At 43.5% G+C, this 21,571-nt stretch carries 18 protein-coding genes and 2 tRNA genes; 18 read left to right on the forward strand and 2 right to left on the reverse strand.

Annotated elements, in window-relative coordinates:
• Positions 1-74 precede the first annotated feature (74 nt).
• The 11 genes from IWA51_RS05115 to ribH all read left to right on the forward strand — a co-directional run bounded on the left by IWA51_RS05115 (position 75) and on the right by ribH (position 13,633).
• Positions 75-824: a YebC/PmpR family DNA-binding transcriptional regulator gene (locus IWA51_RS05115; protein ID WP_177527475.1), complete on the forward strand. Its 750-nt coding sequence runs from the start codon at positions 75-77 to the stop codon at positions 822-824.
• 63 nt (positions 825-887) lie between these two features.
• Complete coding sequence (gene ruvC / locus IWA51_RS05120) at positions 888-1,376, forward strand: crossover junction endodeoxyribonuclease RuvC (protein ID WP_177527476.1); 489 nt, start codon at positions 888-890, stop codon at positions 1,374-1,376.
• 30 nt (positions 1,377-1,406) lie between these two features.
• On the forward strand, positions 1,407-2,759 hold the full coding sequence (locus IWA51_RS05125) for a flagellar motor switch protein FliG (RefSeq protein WP_198443466.1): 1,353 nt from the start codon (positions 1,407-1,409) through the stop codon (positions 2,757-2,759).
• Positions 2,756-5,758, forward strand: a complete 3,003-nt coding sequence (locus IWA51_RS05130; protein WP_198443467.1) for an insulinase family protein — start codon at positions 2,756-2,758, stop codon at positions 5,756-5,758. Before IWA51_RS05125 ends, IWA51_RS05130 begins: the two co-directional genes overlap by 4 nt.
• A 30-nt stretch (positions 5,759-5,788) precedes the next feature.
• A complete protein-coding gene (locus IWA51_RS05135; RefSeq protein WP_198443468.1) occupies positions 5,789-6,010 on the forward strand; it encodes a hypothetical protein in 222 nt (73 codons plus the stop codon).
• Positions 6,011-6,067: 57 nt separating this feature from the next.
• Positions 6,068-7,243, forward strand: coding sequence for a hypothetical protein (locus IWA51_RS05140; protein WP_198443469.1), 1,176 nt, complete (start codon positions 6,068-6,070; stop codon positions 7,241-7,243).
• Positions 7,244-7,407: 164 nt separating this feature from the next.
• Complete coding sequence (gene clpB, locus IWA51_RS05145; protein ID WP_198443470.1) at positions 7,408-10,014, forward strand: ATP-dependent chaperone ClpB; 2,607 nt, start codon at positions 7,408-7,410, stop codon at positions 10,012-10,014.
• 31 nt (positions 10,015-10,045) lie between these two features.
• Positions 10,046-11,230: a bifunctional diaminohydroxyphosphoribosylaminopyrimidine deaminase/5-amino-6-(5-phosphoribosylamino)uracil reductase RibD gene (gene ribD, locus IWA51_RS05150; protein ID WP_329601793.1), complete on the forward strand. Its 1,185-nt coding sequence runs from the start codon at positions 10,046-10,048 to the stop codon at positions 11,228-11,230.
• A complete protein-coding gene (locus tag IWA51_RS05155) occupies positions 11,215-11,871 on the forward strand; it encodes a riboflavin synthase (protein ID WP_198443472.1) in 657 nt (218 codons plus the stop codon). The genes ribD and IWA51_RS05155 overlap by 16 nt, the downstream gene beginning before the upstream one ends.
• A 38-nt stretch (positions 11,872-11,909) precedes the next feature.
• Positions 11,910-13,130, forward strand: coding sequence for a bifunctional 3,4-dihydroxy-2-butanone-4-phosphate synthase/GTP cyclohydrolase II (locus tag IWA51_RS05160; protein WP_198443473.1), 1,221 nt, complete (start codon positions 11,910-11,912; stop codon positions 13,128-13,130).
• Positions 13,131-13,150: 20 nt separating this feature from the next.
• Complete coding sequence (gene ribH, locus IWA51_RS05165; protein WP_177527484.1) at positions 13,151-13,633, forward strand: 6,7-dimethyl-8-ribityllumazine synthase; 483 nt, start codon at positions 13,151-13,153, stop codon at positions 13,631-13,633.
• 170 nt (positions 13,634-13,803) lie between these two features.
• Here ribH and IWA51_RS05170 read toward each other — a convergent pair.
• Positions 13,804-13,875 (reverse strand) — tRNA-Glu (locus IWA51_RS05170).
• A gap of 7 nt (positions 13,876-13,882) precedes the next feature.
• A tRNA-Gln gene (locus IWA51_RS05175) sits at positions 13,883-13,953 on the reverse strand.
• A 143-nt stretch (positions 13,954-14,096) separates the two neighbouring features.
• Here IWA51_RS05175 and IWA51_RS05180 point away from each other — a divergent pair.
• From IWA51_RS05180 to deoD, 7 genes are all read left to right on the forward strand, one after another.
• Positions 14,097-15,839 (forward strand): DUF5312 family protein, encoded by a 1,743-nt coding sequence (locus tag IWA51_RS05180; RefSeq protein WP_198443474.1) that lies wholly within the window; start codon positions 14,097-14,099, stop codon positions 15,837-15,839.
• Between the two features lie 3 nt (positions 15,840-15,842).
• Entirely contained in the window at positions 15,843-16,640 is a 798-nt protein-coding gene (locus tag IWA51_RS05185; protein WP_230402714.1) for a purine nucleoside phosphorylase YfiH/LACC1 family protein, read from the forward strand.
• 81 nt (positions 16,641-16,721) lie between these two features.
• Complete coding sequence (locus tag IWA51_RS05190) at positions 16,722-18,047, forward strand: argininosuccinate synthase (RefSeq protein WP_177527486.1); 1,326 nt, start codon at positions 16,722-16,724, stop codon at positions 18,045-18,047.
• Between the two features lie 38 nt (positions 18,048-18,085).
• Positions 18,086-19,717, forward strand: a complete 1,632-nt coding sequence (gene malQ, locus IWA51_RS05195; RefSeq protein WP_198443475.1) for a 4-alpha-glucanotransferase — start codon at positions 18,086-18,088, stop codon at positions 19,715-19,717.
• A 1-nt stretch (position 19,718) separates the two neighbouring features.
• Positions 19,719-20,273 carry a chromate transporter gene (locus IWA51_RS05200; protein ID WP_177527488.1) on the forward strand — a complete coding sequence of 185 codons (555 nt, stop codon included), beginning with the start codon at positions 19,719-19,721 and terminating at the stop codon, positions 20,271-20,273.
• Positions 20,270-20,827 carry a chromate transporter gene (locus tag IWA51_RS05205; RefSeq protein WP_177527489.1) on the forward strand — a complete coding sequence of 186 codons (558 nt, stop codon included), beginning with the start codon at positions 20,270-20,272 and terminating at the stop codon, positions 20,825-20,827. Before IWA51_RS05200 ends, IWA51_RS05205 begins: the two co-directional genes overlap by 4 nt.
• 21 nt (positions 20,828-20,848) lie before the next feature.
• Entirely contained in the window at positions 20,849-21,550 is a 702-nt protein-coding gene (gene deoD, locus IWA51_RS05210; protein ID WP_177527490.1) for a purine-nucleoside phosphorylase, read from the forward strand.
• Positions 21,551-21,571 lie beyond the last annotated feature (21 nt).

Here is a 21,571-nt window from a genome sequence, read left to right on the forward strand (position 1 = left end):
TTTACATATTGACCTAATCTTCCATAATATGGTATAGTATTAGTCACAATCTGTATTTATTAGAGGAGTTTCCAATGTCAGGACATAGTAAATGGTCTACCATCAAACATGCAAAGGGTATCGCAGATGCCAAGCGCGGACAGTTGTTTACGAAATTTATCAAGGAGATTTCTATTGCCGCAAAGATGGGAGGCGGTGATCCTAACTCCAACCCGCGTCTCCGCACAGCCGTTCTCAAGGCACGTGCAGCTTCAATGCCAAAGGACAATATTGAGCGCGCAATCAAGAAGGGAACAGGTGAGCTTGGTGCTACATCTTATGAAGAACTTGTATACGAAGGATATGCTCCTGGTGGAATAGCCGTTCTTGTAGATGTTCTTACAGACAACAAGAACCGTGCAGCTGCCAACGTTCGCAACTACTTTACAAAGAACGGCGGAAACCTCGGAACTTCAGGTTCTGTAAGCCGCATGTTTGACCGCAAGGGTGTAATTGAGTACGATGCAGAAAAAGTAAGCGAAGACGAGATTATGGAAGTTGCTCTTGAAGCCGGTGCAGATGACATCGTAACAGAAGACGGAGTTGTAACAGTAACTACAGATCCTGCTTCTTTTGATTCTGTTCTTGAAGTTCTACAGGGAAAGGGATTCGAGTCTCTTTCTGCAGAAGTTTCCATGGTTCCGCAGGTTTATACTGCAGTTGATGCAGATACAGCAAAAAAGATTCAGAAACTTATCAACAAGCTCGAAGAAGATGAAGACGTTCAGAATGTTTACACTACAGTAGAATATCCTGATGACTTTGACCCGGACAGCGTAGCCTGAGTTTTTTAAGTTGAATTTTACGGCGCTTTCCTAACCGAAGGCGCCTTTTTTATTTGGTGGAATATGGGAACAGTTAAGCGGATAATGGGAATAGATCCTGGTCTTGCCCACACGGGGTTTGGCGTAATTGACTTCTGTGCAGGTAAAATAAAGCTTGTGAGTTACGGGGTGATTGAAACTTCTGCGCAGGATTCCCATGAGATAAGACTTCTTTCCATTTACAACAGGCTGGAAGCGGTTGTAAAAGAATTTGCCCCTGATGAAGCCGAACTTGAAACTTTGTATTTTTCGCGGAATTCTTCCAGTGCGCTTGCCGTAGCCGAAGCAAAAGGTGTTGCAACTCTGTGTCTTGCCAAACTTGGAATTCCTGTTTTTATGTATACTCCCAATCAAATCAAGAATACAGTTACAGGATCTGCCTCGTCAGATAAAGATGTTGTGGGCCGCTATGTTCAGATACTGCTTAATCTGAATGAAGTGCCGCATCCCGACCACGCTGCCGATGCTCTTGCCGGTGCCATAACCCATGCACACAATTATTCGCACTTGTAATTCTCTTCTATATAAATTAAACTGAGCCTCATGGATTTAAACGACTATCGGCTGAATGCGTATGCTCACGCTTCAAAAATTTCAGATGATAAAGATGAAAAAAAATCAGAGCACCCGAAAAGTGTTTCAAGGGAAATAAGGCATTCTTCACCAAAGGGAAGGGAGCCTCTTGTACATAAACCCATTTTTGACCGTGTTAACAGTCGACTTTCAGAAATTTCGCAGCAGGCAAAACAGGACCAGCTTGAAAAAGACAATATAAAGCAGGCTGAACTTGCCGCAAAAACAGGCGCGTGGTTCCAGAAAAAAAATGCCACCGACGATGATGTACGTGAAGCTGCAAGTGCACTTACATCAGGCGGGCTTTTAAAAGTTCCCGGTGCAGCCGGCGAAGAAGACGGAATATACCGACGCGTTGCAAAATTTCTTGTAATAATTGGTGTAGATGAAGCTGCAAAAATTATTCCGCATCTTACCGAAGAGCAGACAGAAAAAATTATTCCTGAAATTGCTACAATCCGTTCAATAGAGCCCGAAGAAGCAACTCAGATTTTGGAAGAATTTGATTCTCTTGTAAAAAAAGCCCGCGAAGAAGGTGGAATCGAAACTGCCCGCAATATTCTTACAAAAGCGTACGGTACAAAAAAAGCCGAAGATCTTCTGAGCCGTTCCGTAAAATTCCCCGAAGGAAAACCCTTTGTCTATCTTGAAGATGCAGACCCCGAACGTATTGCGCTTTTGATTTCGGGCGAGTCGGTCGGTGTTCAGGCTCTTGTTCTTTCACAGATTGAACCGAAGAAAGCTGCGGCTGTAATAAATTCATTTGATGTTCAGAAAAAGAAAGATATTATTCTGCGTCTTGCAAAAATGAAGCCTGTTGCTCCTGAAGTTCTGGAAGAAATAAACAAAAGTCTTCACGAAAAAATGCTTACCCAGAATACAGAAAATTCACGCAACCTTGACGGACGCGGAGTTCTGGCCCAGATTTTAAAGAGAATGAGTCCTTCTGCAGAGTCGGGAATTATAAATACACTTAGCGAGCAGGATCCCGAACTTGGTGCTGACTTGAGACGTCGGCTTTTTACAGAAGAAGATGTTATCGGAAGCGACGACAGGTTTATTCAGAATAAGCTTCATTCAATGGAAGACAAGGATATTGCAATTCTTATACACGCAAAAAGTGATGACTTCAGAAACAAAATTCTTAAAAATGTTTCCAAAACTCGCGGTGAAATTATTCTTGATGAAGAAAGGCTTGCCGGAACAATTTTGCGCCGTGACAGTGAAGCAATAACTTCTGCTTTCTTTTCTTATCTCAGGCGTGCATGGGAAAACGGAGACCTGAGGGTTTCGGGCCGCGATGAAGATGAGGTTTATGTATGAAAAAAAATCAGATATACAAAGGATTCAAAGTACTTGAGATTATTCCTGTAGAAGACTGTGATTCTACCGGAATTTGGCTTAAGCATGAAAGAACAGGACTCGAAGTTTTTCATCTTCTCAATTCAGATGAAGAAAATACATTTGCCTTTGCTTTCAGAACACCGGTTTCTGACAGTACGGGAATTGCCCATGTTCTTGAACACTGTGTTTTGTGCGGTTCCGAGCGATATCCTGTACGAGACCCTTTTTTAAGACTTTCCAACCAAAGCGTTACAACTTATCTTAATGCATATACCGCCCAAGACAGAACTGTTTTTCCGGCAAGTTCACTTATCAGATCTGATTATTTTAATCTCATGTCAGTTTACGGAGATGCGGTTTTCTTTCCTCTCCTGCGGCCTGAAATTTTTATGCAGGAATGTCACCGGCTTGAACTTGAAGGAAACACGCCCAAAATCCAGGGTGTAGTTTTTAACGAAATGAAGGGAAATTATTCTTCTTTTGACAGTGTGGCCGGAGATGCCGTAGACAGGGCTGCCCTTGCCGGAACAGAGTATGCTTTTGATTCAGGCGGGGACCCTCTTGTGATTCCGTCGCTTACTCTTTCAAAATTGCGCGCATTTCACAAGAAATATTATTGTCCTGCAAACTGCCTGCTTTTCCTTTACGGAAACATTCCTACAGAAGATCAGCTGGATTTTGTAGAAAAGAATTTCCTGTCGCGTATAAAAGACGCAGGCCGCACAGCTCGTTTTCCAAAAGAAAATTTCGATGCCAGAATAAAAAGACGTGTGCGCGACTTTGGTCCTGCAGATGACGGTTCTTCTGAAAAAGGCGATTCTTCAAAAAACATTGCTTCTGCCGTCTGGAGAATAGGAGAGTGTGCCCAAAAGGAATGTGTTTCGGAACTTTCCATGGAGCTGATGTTTTTGGGAGAACTTTTGTGGGGTGACGACTGTGCTCCTGTGGCAAAAGCGCTTCTTGACAGCAACCTTGGTGAAGACATTGCGCCTCAGTCCGGTGAAGGAATAAACACACGCTATTTTACAATGTGTGTAGGGCTGCGCGGAATAAAAACTTCTGATGCAAAAAAAATGGACAGCGTAATAGACAAAGCGCTTTCAGAAATATGTTCCAACGGAATAAAAAAGGAAGATCTTGAAAGAACATGCATGGGCTTTGATTTTTCAAACAGGGAAATCAGAAGATTCCACGGACCTTATTCACTTGTTATCCTGCGGCGCTGTCTGAGGGGTTGGTGTTACGGAAAGACACCATGGGAAACTCTTTTGTTCAGAAGCCAGTTCGAAAAACTTCGTTCAAAAATCATTTCCAACCCGCAATATATTCCTCAGCTTGTAAAAAAATATCTTTTGGACAACACCCGCCGCTCTCTTGTAACCGTAGAGCCGTCTTCTTCCTGGTCAAACCGCCGTTTGCGTGAAGAAAAAAAACTTTCCAAAAAAATGTTTGCCGCGCTTGGAAGAAAAAAAGTTGAACAGTCTCTTTCAAAAATGAAAAGGTTCCAGTCGCTGGCAGAAGACGAAAATATAGTTCCGAGGGTTTCTGTTTCTGACCTCTGCGAATTCAACGATACAATAAAAATTGCAAAAAAAACGGCAGGTACAATTCCTTTTTATGAAAGTACAGAAGCAACAAACGGAATTGTCTATGCAGATGTTGCTTTTCCTGCAGATGTTCTTACCCCACAGGAATACACTCTTATTCCGCTTCTGGCCTCCTGCGTTACAGAAATGGGCTGGAAAAACATGAAGTGGGATGCTGCACAGTCACTTATCCAAAGAATTACCGGCGGATTCGGCTGTTATCCGAGAACTTCAAATGTTTCTGCCTGTTCCGCCGCCGCTGTACAAAAAAATCCGCTGGTTGTAGGAAGAGACTGGCTTATATTCCATTTTAAGGTCCTTCAGGAATATACTGGTGAAGCTTTTTCCCTGCTTTCTGATTGTCTTTTGAATACAGACTTTTCTGATCTTGACCGTCTCTCTGATATTCTTCGTGCCGACTTCAATAATGCCTGTTCTTCGCTTGTTCCGGGGGCGCATTATTTTTCTTCAATGCGTTCAATATGTACCGTAAACAGAAGCTGCGCAGTCCACGAAATTTGGGAAGGTGTTTCATCTGTATTTTTCCTTGCCGAATACAAGTCAATGCCGCTTGAAAAACTTTCTTCTCTTTTGAAAAGTACATTCAGCAAAATAAAAAAAGCCGGGGCAGTCCTTCACATTACGGCTGATTCAAAGTCAATGAAAAATGCAAAAAAGTATTCACTTGATTTTATTCAGAAAATGTCCCTTCATGCTCCCGTAGAAAAACGAATATCTTCTGAAAAAGAATTCTTTGAACTTACAGAACTTCCTGGAAAGACCGTCATTTCTTCAGAAAAAAAAGAAGCAGACGAAGTTATTCTCATTCCCGGTACGGTAGGGTTTGCGTCCTGTGCCGTAAGAAGTTCCAGCTTTGACACAAAAAACTGCATGTCAGACGAAGTACTTTCGCATCTTCTTGAAACTTCGGAACTCTGGAATTCTATACGTACTGCAGGCGGCGCTTACGGTGTGTATTTTTCCCCAAACAGCGACTGTTCCATGACAAGATTTACCACTTACAGAGACCCGTCCCCGTTTGACTCGCTCAAGGTGCTGGATTCCTGTCTTGAAAAACTTTCTGACAGAACTTTTACAGAAGATGAAGTTGAAAAGGCCGTAACCGGTGTTTATTCCGGCGAGATTGAACCGCGCACACCGGCCGCAAGGGGACAGACGGCATTTATGTGGGAACTTTACGGGCTTACCAATGCCCAGCGCAAAAGAAGGCTTTCAAGGCTGCTGTCTGCTACTGTCAAAGATCTGCGTTCTGCGGCAAAACGTTATTCTCAGGCTCCTAAGGCAGGAAAAAGAGTTGTTTTTTGCGCAAAAGAGATGATTTCTGATAAAATTTTAAAAAAATGTGGTAAAATTATCAAATTACCGTTATAATTGATATGAATACAAAGAAAGGAAGATTCCATGGATAAAAAAACTACATTGCAATTGGCAGAACTTATGCGGCAGCTGGTTTCGGACGTACAGGGTGCCCCGTATCCCGGAAATAATTTTGAGCCGGAATTATATACAATTTGGTATGAACATGTTCAGAGAAATGCCCAGAATTGCTTTGAATTTCTGGATGCCAATTTCCCTGCAGACAAAAAGGAATTTAACGAAACTCTGAAAAAAATGTTCAAATAGGAACCATACGTTGCCGAAAATAGACTGTAGAAAGCAGTAACTTTTTTGGTGGACCATATGGTAATGAAGAAAATCAACCGCAACGAACGCTTTATGCTAAGAGGCTCTCTTAGAAAAAACGGGTTTGATCGTTGGAGACTTGTAACAAATGCAATAAGTTGTGTTACAGGTGAAGAAAAAACTTTCTTTATTGAATTTTATATTGTTAATCCGCTGTTGTCCCCGGACGAATGTGTAATGGGATTTAAAAACCGTTGCGAACCTTCGCCCGAGGAACTTCAGTATGCTCTTGCCGGAACAGAATCTGCAGAAAATATTGCTCAGGAAAAATATGTTTCCCCGTCTTTTCTTATGATAAAGGCAGGCTGTCTTTCGGGAAGATGTGTCCAGATCAACTCTTATTTTCCCTTTTCTTCAATAGATTTTGGTTCCGGAGAATATATTCTTTCCGTAAAAGATTTGTCTGAGCGTGTCTGTATGCTTTCTGATGACTGCTCTTGCGGAGAAGTTTCTGTAACAGAACAGGAACTTGTCAGAAAACCGGAACTTTTAGGAAATGCAGGTTCCATGTCGTGGAATCTTAAATTCAACAAGGTTATTTCATTCCGCCCCGACTACAGAACTTCAGATATCTGCTGGTCTGTTAACGGAGGCCGTACGGACTTTTCGGGCACGATTGTTCTGAATGAAGAAGAATTTATTGTCAATCCAAGAAAATCGTTCGGCTTTTGCGACAAAAACTGGGGACGCGATTTTGCTGTTCCTTATTTTCATTTGAGTTCTTCAAACCTTTTGAGCAGAATAAGCGGTAAAAATCTTTTGTCTTCATGCTTTGCACTCCAGGGAATTTTTGGTAGCAAAATAGATGCTCTCATTTCCATTGAAGACCACAACTATGAATTCAGGGCTGCTTCGGGAAAAAAATATTCTGTCGAGTATGACTTTACAGAGCTTCCGTCTGATTCTGCCGACAGAAAACTCCACTGGAGCGTGAGTGTCCACAATACAAAATATGTTGTGGATATAGATATATTCTGTTTTTCTTCTTCGCTTCTGGTAAGGGATTTTGAATGTCCTGAAGGCGGCCGTTCCTTAATGAAGATTTTGAGCGGTGGTAAGGGAACCGGTGAAATACGCATTTACAAGTATGTTAAAAAGAATCTTGAACTTCTTGAACATGCCGAAATTTTTGACTGCCTGTGTGAATTCGGAAACAAAGAATATCCGCTCTGATTGATTTTATTTCATAGACACAACCTCCTTAAATCGAAGTTTACAGAGTTTTCCTAAATAAATTTGATTTTTTTCATTTAGTTTTGTATTTTCAAATTGAAGGCATAAAGTTCCCCTGGGATGGATTTTGGGAAACGGCCTTAATTAAAAATACGAGGTGAAAAATGAATTACGATCAAATGACGCTAAAAACCCAGGACGCGATTCAGGAAGCAAGTTCCATCGCCGCAAGAAAAGACCACGGTGAAATAGGAACAGAGCATCTTCTTTATGCTCTTCTTACACAGAAAGACGGAATTATTCCTCCGCTTGTGGAACGGATTGGTGTAAAAGTATCTGCTATACTTGAACCGCTTGAAAAACTTTTGGATTCTTATCCTGTCGTTACAGGACAGACACAGGTAAGCCTTTCTTCGGGTGCACAGAAAGTTCTTGCAAAGGCAGAAGGCGAAATGTCTGCCCTTAAGGACCAGTATCTTTCTACAGAACATATTTTCCTTGCAATGACCGCTTTTGATGACAAAACGGGTGATCTTTTGCGCCGTCTTGGCTGTACAAGGCAGGCTGCTCTTGAGTCACTGAAAGCTGTAAGGGGAAACCAGTCCATTGACTCGCAGGACCCCGAAAGCAAAATGCGCTCCCTTGAAAAATACTGTATTGATCTGACTGCACGTGCAAGACAGGACAAAATAGATCCTGTTATCGGACGCGATGAAGAAATAAGACGTGTTATGCAGGTTATAAGCCGCCGCACAAAAAACAATCCTGTTCTTATAGGTGAGCCAGGTGTCGGTAAAACAGCCATTGTAGAAGGTCTTGCCAGAAGAATCGCTTCGGGTGATGTGCCTGAAAGTCTAAAAAACAAACGCCTTCTTTCGCTTGATTTGGGACAGCTTGTTGCAGGTGCCAAGTTCCGCGGAGAATTTGAGGAAAGACTCAAGGGCGTTATAAATGAAGTTGCAAAGTCAGAAGGACAGATTATTCTGTTTATAGATGAGCTTCATACTATTGTTGGTGCAGGTGCCTCTGAAGGAAGCATGGATGCCGGAAACCTTTTGAAGCCGGCTCTGGCAAGGGGTGAACTGCATGTAATAGGTGCAACAACCCTTAACGAATACCGCAAATACATCGAAAAAGACGCCGCTCTTGAACGCAGATTTCAGCAGGTTTACTGTTCGGAACCGACTGTAGAAGATACAATCGCCATTCTGCGTGGTTTGCGTGACAAGTATGAGATTCATCACGGTGTAAAGATAAACGATGAAGCCCTTGTAGCCGCAGCAACGCTCAGCAACAGGTATATTACAAACAGGTTCCTTCCAGACAAGGCAATAGACCTTGTTGATGAAGCCGCCAGCCGCCTTAAGATGGAAATCGAAAGCCAGCCGGTTGAACTTGACCAGATTGAGCGCAAAATTCTTCAGCTTGCCATAGAAAAGCAGTCTCTTTCAAAGGAAGATGACCAGGCCAGCAAGGAAAGACTTGAAAAACTCGAAAAGGAACTTGCCGAATGCAAAACACGCCGCGACGCAATGAAACTCCAGTGGCAGAACGAAAAGCAGGTTATTGAAGGAAGCCGCAAGGTAAAAGAGGATCTAGAAAAAGCCCGCTTTGATGAAGAAAAATGCACTAGGGAAGGCAATCTCGAAAAAGCTGCCGAGCTCAAGTATTCTATAATTCCGGCTCTGGAGAAAAAACTTCAGGAAGAACAGAAGATGACAGAATCTTCTGCAAAGGACTCAATCAGTGATGAAAGAAAGAGCCTGCTCAGAAAGGAAGTTACCGAAGAGGATATTGCCCGCGTAATAAGTTCGTGGACGGGTATTCCTGTTGCAAAGATGATGACCAGCGAAAAGCAGAAGTATCTTCAACTCGAAGAAGTCCTGCACAGGCGCGTCATAGGACAGGAAGAAGCAGTTAAGGCTGTTGCAGATGCAATAAGAAGAAACCGCGCAGGACTCAGCGACCCCAACAGACCGCTCGGAAGTTTCCTGTTTATAGGACCGACCGGTGTAGGTAAGACAGAACTTGCCAAGACTCTCGCCGATTTTCTTTTTAACGACGAAAAGTCCCTTACCCGAATTGATATGAGCGAGTACATGGAAAAATTCAGTGTGAGCCGCCTTATCGGTGCACCGCCGGGATACGTTGGTTACGATGAAGGCGGACAGCTTACCGAAGCCGTAAGAAGGCGCCCTTACAGCGTTGTTCTTTTGGACGAGGTAGAAAAGGCCCATCCTGATGTATTCAATGTACTTCTGCAGGTTCTTGATGACGGAAGGCTCACTGACGGACAGGGGCGCGTGGTCGACTTCAAGAACACGATAATCATTATGACAAGCAACCTTGGATCTGATCTTATTCTTGAGGCAAAAACACCTGAAGAAAAGAAAGCTCTTGGTGTAAAACTTGATGCCCTCTTGAAGCAGACATTCCGCCCTGAATTCCTTAACAGGATTGATGAAACCGTTATGTTCAATTCGTTGGGCCAGGACAATATACGCGGAATTGTACGCATCCAGCTCGAAAGGGTTGCTTCAAGGCTTTCGGAACGCAGGATTACACTCAAATTCGATGATTCTGCCGTTGATTTTATTGCCGAAAAGGGCTTCGATCCTGCCTTTGGTGCAAGACCTGTAAAGCGAGCCATTCAGAATTATGTAGAGAATTCTCTTGCCAGGGAACTTCTTGAAGGAAAATTCCCTGAAGGTTCTGATATTACAGCGTATAGGACTTCTTCCGGTGAAGGACTGGAATTCAAAAGTGCTTGACAATAATTTTAGTTTGATATAAAACTAAAGTGTGAAAAATAGTTTTATATCAAACAATAAAGATGTTCTCCTCATGAGAAAAGCCATTCAGCTGGCTCTTCTTGGAGGGGGACATGTTCATCCCAATCCTCTGGTCGGGGCCGTTATTGCACGTAACGGGGAATTTCTGGCCGGAGGTTACCATCACGAATACGGCGGTCTTCATGCCGAACGTGACGCTTTGAAAAATGCCGCGGATTCCAATACCGATGTTAAAGGCGCAGACATGTATGTTACGCTTGAACCCTGCTGTCATACAGGAAAGCAGCCTCCCTGTACGCAGGCGATAATTGCTTCCGGAATAAAGCGCGTTATTGTTGGAAGCCGTGATCCCAATCCTCTTGTAAGCGGCAAAGGTTTTCTTGAACTTCAAAAAGCTGGAATTATTGTAGAAAGAGATTTTCTTCGTGATGAGTGCGATTCAATAAATAAAATTTTCTTCCATTATATTACAAAAAAAACACCTTATGTAATTGTAAAATATGCAGTTTCTGCCGACGGCCGTACCTGCGCAGATTCGGGTGACAGCAAGTGGATAACAGGTCCTTGTGCCAGGGAATATGTGCACAGAATGCGTTCCGGTGTTGCTGCAGTTATGACAGGCAGTGCAACGGTTGCAGCCGACAATCCGCTTCTTACATGCCGTCTTGAACCGTCAGAGAAATTCATTCCGCATAATCCCGTAAGAATTGTATGCGACACAAATCTTTCTGTTTCTCCTGACTGCGCACTTATGAAAACTGCGCGGGAAGTTCCTGTAATTATTGCCTGTTCCAAACACAGTTTTTCAAAAAATCAAGATAAAGCGGCCGTTTTAAAAGATCTGGGCGCAAAAATACTTTGTGTACAAGAATACGGCGGCCACCTTTCAATGCCGTCACTGCTTTGTGAACTGGGCAAAGAAGGTATAGACAGCATTCTTGTAGAGTCTGGCGGTACTTTAAGCGGTTCGCTGTTTTTTTCACCATGCGGATGCCTTGTAAATGAAGTCTGCTGCTTTATTGGTTCAAAAATTCTTGGCGGGCACCTTGCGCACGGGCCTGTAGGAGGGGACGGCTGCAGTAAAGTTTCAGAAAGCATAAGTTTGTCAAAGCCGTCTGTCCGTGTGTTCGGCAGCGATGTTCTTTTAAGTTACAGCGTAACGGGTAACGGGGAGGAGCAGTGTTCACAGGAATAGTAGAATCGACGGGAACAATAGCGTGTGTAAAGCGCAGAAGCGGGTTTTTTACACTCGGAATAAAATGCAGCTTTTTTGACAGTCTGTCACTTGGCGAAAGTGTTGCCGTAAACGGTGTATGCCTTACAGTTTCAGAATTGTCGGGCGGAACTTTCTTTGCCGACGTAACACCGGAAACTTTTTCCAAAACATCATTTTCCATTCTTGCAGCCACAAGCCGCGTAAATCTGGAGCGGGCCATGAGTGCTTCGGGAAGATTCGGCGGGCACATTGTTACGGGCCACATAGACGGAACTGCACGCGTCGTTTCTGTAAAAAATGACGGAAACTCTGTTTTGTTTGCCGTTTGTGTTCCGGATAAGCTTTCGCGCTATATTGTAAACAAAGGTTCACTCTGCATTGATGGAACAAGCCTTACAGTTGCATCTGTAAGTGAACATTCCGGACCGTGTGTGGTGACCGTGTCCGTAATTCCGCATACCTGGGCAAATACCGTCCTTTGCGAAAGAAAACCGGGTTCTATAGTGAACATAGAATGTGACATTATAGGCAAATATGTAGAAAAACTTGTTTCACTCTCTCCGGGGCAGAATTCTTCTGTCATGGAAAGTCTCAGGGACAGTTTTGTTTCGTATCACTGAATATCCGCAAACTTTGAAAATACAGGAGTTAAAATAAAATGAACAGCATTTATGAAAAAGCGTTCCACCGTGTTGAACAGGCCCTTGAAGATCTGAAGCAGGGCAAAATTATTATGGTAACCGACGATGACAGCCGCGAAAATGAAGGGGACCTTATTGTTGCCGCCGAATTTGCCACTGCGCAGAACGTTAACTTTATGGCGGTGAATGCACGCGGGCTTATATGCATGCCTCTTCCGCTTTCAAGGGCAAAGGAACTGGGCCTTTCACCGATGGTTGCAGACAATACAGACAATCACGAAACAGCATTTACGGTTTCCATAGACCATGTTTCTACAGGAACAGGAATAAGCGCCTTTGACAGGTCGGTTACAGCAATGGCTCTGGCAGATAAAAATACCCGCGCCGCTGATTTCAGAAGACCGGGTCATATGTTTCCGCTTACTGCAAGAAAAAACGGTGTACTCGAACGCCGCGGCCATACAGAAGCAACGGTTGACTTCTGTACACTTGCAGGACTTTCGGGCGCGGGACTTTGCTGTGAAATAATGTCCTCTGACGGAACCATGGCGCGCCGCCCGGAACTGGAGAGTCTTGCTTCAAAGTGGAACATGACACTTGTTACCATAGAAGATTTGTCCCTTTACAGAAAAGCGCGGGAAATGCTTGTACAAAAAGTAGCGCAGGCGTCTCTTCCCACAAAGTTTGGAACATTCAGAATTACAGGCTACAAAGATACAGTTACCAATGCCGAACACGCGGCTCTCGTTTACGGGGATTTGTCTTCGGAAAAATCAGTGCTTTGCCGCATACACAGCGAATGTCTTACAGGGGACTGCTTTTCTTCGTTAAAATGCGACTGCGGGGAACAGCTTGAACTTGCAATGAAAGAAATTGCAGATTCAGGCTGCGGGGTTTTGATTTATTTGAGGCAGGAAGGAAGGGGAATTGGCCTTTTGAACAAAATACGTGCCTATGCCCTGCAGGATGAAGGTTTTGACACGGTGGATGCAAATACAAAGCTTGGTTTTCCCGAAGATTCACGCGAATATTATGCCGCAGCCCATATTCTTAAAGACCTCGGTGTAAAAAAAATCCGCCTTATGACAAACAATCCGCTTAAAGTGAGCGGAATAGAATCTTACGGAACAGTGACTGTTACGGAACGGGTTCCTGTTCAGGTTAAGCCGTGTATGCAGAATATTTTCTATCTTCAGACAAAAAACAAAAGAATGGGACATCTTCTTACAAACGTGTAAAAAAATCCAGGAGGAAAAAAATGAATATAATTGAAGGAAAAATTCTTTCATCTGTAAACGGAAAAAAAATCCGTGTGGGAATCGTAGCCTCAAGGTTCAACGAATTCGTAGTTTCAAAGCTTGTAGGAGGGGCAAGGGACTGTCTTTTGCGTCATGATGTAGATGATGAAAACATAGACCTGTGCTGGGTTCCTGGGGCATTTGAAATTCCGCTTGCTGCAAAAAAAATGGCACAGAGTAAAAAATACGATGCGCTTATCTGTCTGGGGGCTGTAATCCGCGGGGCAACCAGTCATTACGATTATGTCTGTGCCGAAGTTTCAAAAGGAATTGCCCAGGTTGAACTTGCGTCTGAAATTCCTGTAATGTTCGGCGTTCTTACTACAGATACAATAGAGCAGGCTGTTGAACGTGCAGGAACAAAAGCCGGTAACAAAGGTTATGACTGCGCAATGGGTGCCCTTGAAATGGCAGGTCTTGTGTCAAAGTTTGGCAATCAATAATTAACGATACTGATCCTCATTCTATCTTGAAAATAGTCTTATATAGAACTTTTTTTCAATGGGAATGGGGTATGCTGGAATTTATAGGGGGCTTGCCAAACGCAACAACTGAAGTTTTGAAGAACAGCCGATTTAAAATAAAAAAAACTCCCGATTAGGGAAGTCACAAGCGGTCCCTACGGGAGTCGAACCCATCTTTAAAGATTGAGAATCTTTCGTCCTAGCCGATAGACGAAGGGACCTAAATCTTTCCCCAAGGAGGATTCGAACCCCCACAATCAGAACCAGAATCTGAGGTGCTACCATTACACAATCGGGGAATGTAAGGTGATTAAGAATATATAATCTAAAGAAAAAAATGTCAATATACCTTTGCTGTTTTTTGCATTTTTTTTTAATAAAAACGTATTCAATTCATAATATTCTGCTTTACAATTATCTGTCTTGAACATAGAATTAGGATATGGGTTTTACATCAGAAAGTGACAATTCAAATTTTGAAAGCATGTCTGCGAAACTTTCCGGAGAGGAACGCCGCGACCTTTTGAACAGGGTAGGGGCAACAACTTCAAAGGAAGAAGAAAATACATTAAAAAAAAGTACGGCCGACCGTGCATACAAAAATGACGGTTTTACACTTATGAGCAGTTTTTCGCAGGAACCGCTGCTTGTAAGAATTCTACTTTGGATTAAATCAATTCTGTTCGACACCGATATAGAAAATGTATATAACAGTTCAATGATCCGCCGTACTGCAGCAGAAATCCGCAGGGAACACCCGGGACTCATTGACTATAAAAGAAAAATCCTGACAGAGTCTTTCTGTGACAAGATACAGGAGCTTCGTTCTGCCCAGGTTTTCTTCAGAAAATATGTTGTTCCGTTGAAAAAAAATGCAGGTAACTTTTATATTCTGCTTTCATCCCTTGTTATGAGTGATTTTACAGAAGGAATAAAAAAAGCGTGTGACCCGTTTCAGTATCCTGCAGACAGGGAACCGGCTCCGGACACGCGTTCGTCCCTTCTTTCGCGTCTGTCAAAGGCGCTGGATTCCATTCCGCCGGAAAAGAAATCACTTATGTACGGGTGTGCACGGGCAGCGCAGTGGTTGCGTGCGTTTACTGTTCTTCCGACAGATTCCCTTTCAAATAAGTTTGTAACAGAAGACGGTGTAAAACACTGCGGTTTTGTACAGGCCCGCTCAGATTTTTCGTCTTTTGCTCAGGTTCTGGATATTGTTCCTGATATTTCAATGGAATTCCTTAAGGCTCTCTACCTTTTTTCAGTTAGAAGTACCTGTGATTTTACGACGGCTTCAGTTGAACTTTCCGACGAAGAACAGAACGGTTTTGCCAAATTCTATGACCGCGCTTCGGCATCTCTTTCGGCAGTAACGTGTTTTGTACAGGAAGTTCCAATGGCTTCCCTTGCAAAAGTAATATTTGAAAACTTTATGTACGAACCTCCTGTCCTGGGCGGTGGAGAAACGTGGAGTGTCAAATTCCGTGAAAAATGGAAGGCTATGTTTGATGCAAGATGGGAACAGTGGACTTCATGCATAAAAAAGGATGCACTCAGAAAAAAGCTTGCCGCTTATTTTGAGCTTCCCGAGTTTCCTCTCTTTCCTGTGCGACCCTGGGAAAATGTCTGGGATGGCGTTGTTTTTGCACATCCACTTACTCTGGGTTTCCTTTATTTCTTTATGAAACGCATTTTCAAGAAGTTTATGCCTTATCTGAGAGCCGTTACCCTTGAAGGTGATTTTTCTGTAAAGGACAATAACCTCGAATTTACAGACACAATGTCCGACATGGAAAAAATAAATTTTGACACCGACTCCCTCATTAATAAACTTTCTTCTGGAGGGGAATACGGTTCGTCTCTTTCGGGATATTCCGATCTTTCTACAAAAACGGCTTCTTCAGAAAAAAAAGTGAATGCAGTTATAGAAGAAATTGAAAATTCCGCGGAATATCTGATTGCGACTTTCTGCAAGTGCTGCCGCAGTTTTGAAAGCCTTCTGGGTGGAATAACAGGTGAAAAGACCAGTACCTGTTATGGTCCTTTGGTAAACCTTTCAAAAATCATGGGCAAGGACAATGCAGAATTCTGCGATTCAATAACCGCTTACCTTAGGGACGTAAGATATGCCCTTGATGTCATAATGGATATGGAACTTATAGAAAAATCATTTGTCGCGGAGTAAAAATTGCTTTGTTCTGAAAACACTTCGGTTCGTTTTTTAAGTGACCGTATATGCGGAAAATTCCTCTTTGACGGAAAAGTTCTGGAAAATGGTCCTGAGTGGGAAATGAGTCTTCTTTCTGCCGGGAACATGAGGTTTGAGTGGGGAATGCACAATCCAGCAAGAGAAAAATTTCTTTCAGAAAATGCCGGCTCTTCGCATAAAATTGCTGCGGTTGAACTCATTCATTCAAAAACTGTATATTCTGTAAATTCTGCACAGGAACTCAACGGCCTTAAGGGAGACGGTATTCTTACCCAAAACAAAGCTCTCATTCCCGTTGTTACTGTTGCTGACTGTATGCCGCTTTTTTTGTGCGATCCTGTGCGCGGTGTTTTCGGCACGCTTCATTCAGGCTGGAAAGGAACCGGAATAGTTCTTGAAGCGGTACACACTGCTGTAAACGTATACGGTTCTTCTGTAAAAGATATCTGCGTTGTTATGGGACCCCATATTCACAGCTGCTGCTACAAAGTGGATGACAGTCGTGCAGCATTGTTTTCTTCTGAATTCGGCTCTGAAAGCGTGGCGACTTTCTCTGACGGAACAAAATCGCTTTCCCTTGCCGCGGCCAATCTTTTTCTTTTGCGTAAGGCTGGTGTTCCTGATGAAAATATATGCATAAGAAATGAATGTACCTGCTGCGACAAAAGATTCGGTTCATTCAGAAGACAGACGGCGGGACTTCCTTCTGACATGCCGTTTTGTGAACGCAAAAACTATTTTACTGTTCAGGCTGCGTGGACAAAGTGGTCTGACTGATTAACGCAAAAATTCTTTCACTTGCATATTTATAAGTGAATATGTATAATGATTGTATAAAATTTCACTAAGAGGACTTTTATGGCAGTAAGAATTGCAAAGGATGCAAAGACTACAAAGACAACAGCTCGGGCTGCTAAATCAAAGAAAGACAAGGTTATTCTTGCTTATTCCGGCGGACTTGATACTACGGTAATTATTCCGTGGCTTCAGGAAAATTATGACTATGATGTCATTGCAGTTTGTATTGACGTAGGTCAGGGCGATGACTGGAAGTCTATCAAGGCACGTGCTCTCAAAACCGGTGCTGCTGCATGTTATGTTGTAGATGCACGCGAAGAGTACTGCAAGGAATATGTTTGGCCGGCAGTAAAGGGCGGCTGTGTTTACGAGGATGAGTATCTTCTTGGAACATCCACGGCCCGTCCTCTTATTGGTAAAATTCTTGTTGAATATGCACGCCAGGAAAAGGCCGTTGCCATCTGTCACGGTGCTACAGGAAAGGGAAATGACCAGGTTCGTTTTGAGCTTGCAATGAAGGCATTTGCCCCTGATCTTAAGGTTATTGCAGCATGGCGTGACCCGAAGTGGACTCTCCAGAGCCGCGAAGACGAAGTAAAATATCTTGAAGACCGCAAAATTCCGGTTCCTGTAAAGAAAGAGAATTCTTATTCCTGCGACGAAAACATCTGGCACATAAGCCACGAAGGACTTGAACTCGAAGAGACACCCAACGAGCCAAAGTGGGAGAATATGCTTAAGGAAACAAAGCTTCCTGAGCAGGCTTCAGAAAAGGGCGAATACGTTACAATAGAATTTGTTTCAGGCGAAGCAGTTTCTGTTAACGGAAAGAAAATGTCTCCTCTCGAAATTATGCAGGAACTCAACAAGATTGCCGGCCGCAACGGAATCGGAATCGTTGATCTTGTAGAAAACCGTGTTGTAGGAATGAAGAGCCGCGGAGTTTACGAGACACCGGGCGGAACAATCCTTATGTACGCACACGAGCAGCTTGACCACCTTTGTCTTGACCGCGATACATATCACTTCAAGCAGATGATCAGCCTGCGTGAAAGCGAACTTATCTATGACGGAAAATGGTTCACTCAGCTTATGGAAGGAATTATGGCTTTCCAGGACAAGATTGAAGAGAACGTAACCGGATGGGTAAAACTCCGCCTTTACAAGGGAACAATGCGCGGTGCAGGAAGTGATTCTCCGTACAGCCTTTACAACGAAAGCATTGCAAGTTTTGCTACAGGTGATCTTTATGACCACAAGGATGCAGACGGCTTTATTACATTGTTTGGTCTTCCTCTCAAGGTTCGCGCAATGATGGAACAGAAGGCAGGAAAGGGCCAGGCTGTTCCCGGAAGCAAGCGCCTTAAGAAGCGCCCGACCGAGTGATTCAATAGATTGATATAATTCTTATGCCCGGGCATGGTATGTGGCAGTACCTGTCCGGGCAAATTTTTGTTGCGGCCCGCGAGCCGTTGAAAACTGGAGGAAAAATGGAAAAGAGAGCAAGCGGTGTGCTTCTGCACATTACATCACTTCCGGAAACACCCGGAATCGGAACTATGGGAAAACAGGCATATAAATTTGCAGACTGGCTTCATTCAGCAGGCCAGACAATGTGGCAGATTCTTCCGCTTGGACCTACAGGCTACGGGGATAGTCCCTATGCAAGTTTTTCGACTTTTGCCGGAAATCCCCTTCTTATTGATCTTGACAATCTTGTGGAACGCGGCTGGGCTTTGGCCGGTGATATTGTTCCGCCTGAATATATAAAATGTGACGGTGACGTTGACTTTGGATCTGTCGTCTGGTGGAAGATTCCGCTTCTTTACAAGTGCGCAGAGTATTTCCTAAAGAACTGCAAAAAAGCTGACCGCGCAAAGTATGAAGCCTTTAAAAACGACAATCAGGTCTGGCTCAATAATTTTGCAGATTATACAAGCATCAAGAAATTCTACGATGCAGAAGCCCAGAAAAAGAATGTTACCGGAATAGACAGCATGTGGAACCGCTTCTGGCCGAAAGACCTGGCTTCCCATGACCCGGCAGCCGTTTCAAAGTGGGATGCAGAACATTCTGCTGATGTTGAAAGCATAAAAGTAATCCAGTTCTTCTTCTCGGAACAGTGGCACTCACTCAAGTCTTATGCCAACAAACTTGGAATCAGTATTATCGGTGATATTCCTATCTTTGTAGCAGGAGATTCTGCCGATGTCTGGGCAAACCAGAAGTTCTTCCAGTTTGACTCTAATACACTTTTACAGACTTCATGCGCGGGTGTTCCGCCGGACTATTTCTCTGCAACAGGCCAGCTTTGGGGAAATCCTCTTTATGACTGGGATGCAATGAAAAAAGACAACTATTCCTGGTGGGTTTCACGCATTCAGAATATGCTCCACCTGGTAGATATAGTGCGCATTGACCACTTCCGCGGTTTTGACACTTACTGGCAGATTCCGTACGGTGCAGACAATGCCATTGGCGGAAAGTGGGTAAAGGGCCCCGGACTGGATCTTTTTAACGAGATAGAAAAGCGTCTTGGAAAACTTCCGATTATTGCAGAAGATCTGGGAACTCTTACCCCTGATGTAGAAAAGCTCCGCGACGACTGCGGCTTCCCCGGAATGAAGATTCTGCAGTTTGCATTCAATGATAATCCGTGGTCAGATGAAAGTGCCCGCAACGATTATCTGCCGGATAACTATAAGACAGAAAAGTGCGTGGTTTATACAGGAACACATGACAATGATACTACTGTAGGAGTACTTTCTTCCAGTGCTGAACAGTACAGAATAAATATTGCCTCTTACTTCGGAATGGATAAAAACGCTTCTGTAAAGGACATTTCTCTGCGCCTGGTACAAGCTGCCTTCCAGTCAAAGGCTGAATACTGTATTATTCCGCTGCAGGATGTATATTGCCTTGGTTCAGAAGCAAGAATGAATACTCCTTCTACAACCGGTGCAAACTGGTCATGGAGAATGGACAGCAGTCTTTTGGATTCTGCCGGAGCCAATATGCTCAAGTCTCTTTCAGCAGAGACCTCCAGAAATTTGTAGGATGATTATGCTTCGGGAAATTCTTTCGCTTTTTGTGGTTTTCTTTAAGATTGGTTCTGTCACTTTTGGCGGCGGTCTTGCAATGCTTCCCATTCTTGAAAGGGAACTTATCCAGAAGAAAAAATGGATTACAAATGAAGAACTTATTGACTATTACGCAATCTCCCAGTCTACACCGGGCGTTATTGCAGTAAATGTTTCTACATTTGTAGGCCACAACCGTGCAGGAATTCCCGGGGCCGTTGCAGCCACTTTGGGTGTTGTTACTCCTTCTGTAATTATAATTACGTTTATTGCAGAATTTATTTCGAATTTTGATGCAATAGTGTGGGTTCAGAAGGCGCTTGCAGGAATAAACGTGGCTGTGGCGGCACTTCTTACTTATTCTGTGGTTACCCTCTGCAAAAAAACGCTTAAACGCCGTATTGATGTTCTTTTCTATGCACTTTCGTTCTGTGCAGTCTATTTCTTTAAGGTGAGCGGAATTTTTATTGTTCTGGCCTCCGTTGTTATCGGAATTGTCTCTTATCTTTTGCGCACGGGGAAGAAATCATGAATCTTTTCTTTCTTTTTCTGATTTTTTTCTACATCGGGCTTTTTGCCATAGGGGGAGGCCTTGTTGCAGCTACATTCATGCAGCAGGTTCTTGTCGAAAAGTATGCGCTTATTTCTGCAGAAAAATTCTATTCGATGCTTGCTATAAGCGAAAGTACTCCGGGGCCAATCGGAATCAATCTTGCCACCTATATAGGAACTGAACTTTACGGTCCCATAGGCGGAATTGTCACTACTTTGGGTGAAGTGCTTCCGTCTTTTATTGTAATAATTGCAATTGCCAGATTTTTTGCACATTTTCAGGACAAGCCTGCAGTCAAGTCTGTTTTTGCCACTCTGCGTCCTGCAACAAGTGGCATGGTTCTTATTGCGCTGATTCAGGTTTTTTCTATAGCAATTCTGAATCCGCTTGATACGATTACTTCCCCCCTTAATGCCGTAAAATGGCCGTCTCTTGCCTTTTATGCTGTTTGTCTTGCTGTTCTATTTTTGACAAAGCTTCATCCGGTTTTTATTGTTGTCGTCGGTGCTGTTTTTGGGGTGTTGTTTTTGTAATTTGTGTGCTAAAATATAGTAATGAGTATACATATTAACGCGCCTGAAGGTGCAGTTGCCGAGTCTGTTCTTCTTCCCGGAGACCCGCTCAGAGCCAGATTTATTGCCGAAAACTTTCTTGAAGATTCTGAGTGTTATAATGAAGTCCGCGGAATGTACGGATTTACAGGTATTTATAAGGGTTGTCGCGTTTCTGTACAGGGAACGGGTATGGGGCAGCCGTCTTTGTCTATTTATGCAACAGAACTTTTTAACGACTACAATGTGCAGAAGGCTGTCAGAGTCGGAACTTGCGGTGCAATCCAAAATGATATTCAGCTCAGAGATGTCATTATTGCTTCAGGCGCCTGTTCTGATTCAGGGTTGAATACAATGCGCTTCGGTTCAATGCATTTTTGCCCGGTAGCCGACTATTCTCTTCTTTCGGCTGCGGTTTCTGCTGCCAAAAATCTGGGGATAAATGCAAAAGTCGGTCTCTGTGCTTCGAGCGACATGTTTTATGACAGCCGTTCAACCTGGCAAACATGGGCAGAGTACGGTGTTCTTGGGGTAGAAATGGAAGCCGCCGAACTTTATACACTTGCGGCAAAATTCGGCAGAAAAGCGCTCGCCGTTCTTACTGCAAGCGACCACATTCTTTTGGGTACAAAAACCACAGCCGAAGAAAGACAGACTTCTTTTTCCAATATGGTCAGAATAGGTCTTGATGCCGTGACTGCCTGATGCTGCCGGTATTTTTTTAAA

The organism is Treponema peruense, from assembly GCF_016117655.1.
GTDB classification, from domain to species: domain Bacteria; phylum Spirochaetota; class Spirochaetia; order Treponematales; family Treponemataceae; genus Treponema_D; species Treponema_D peruense.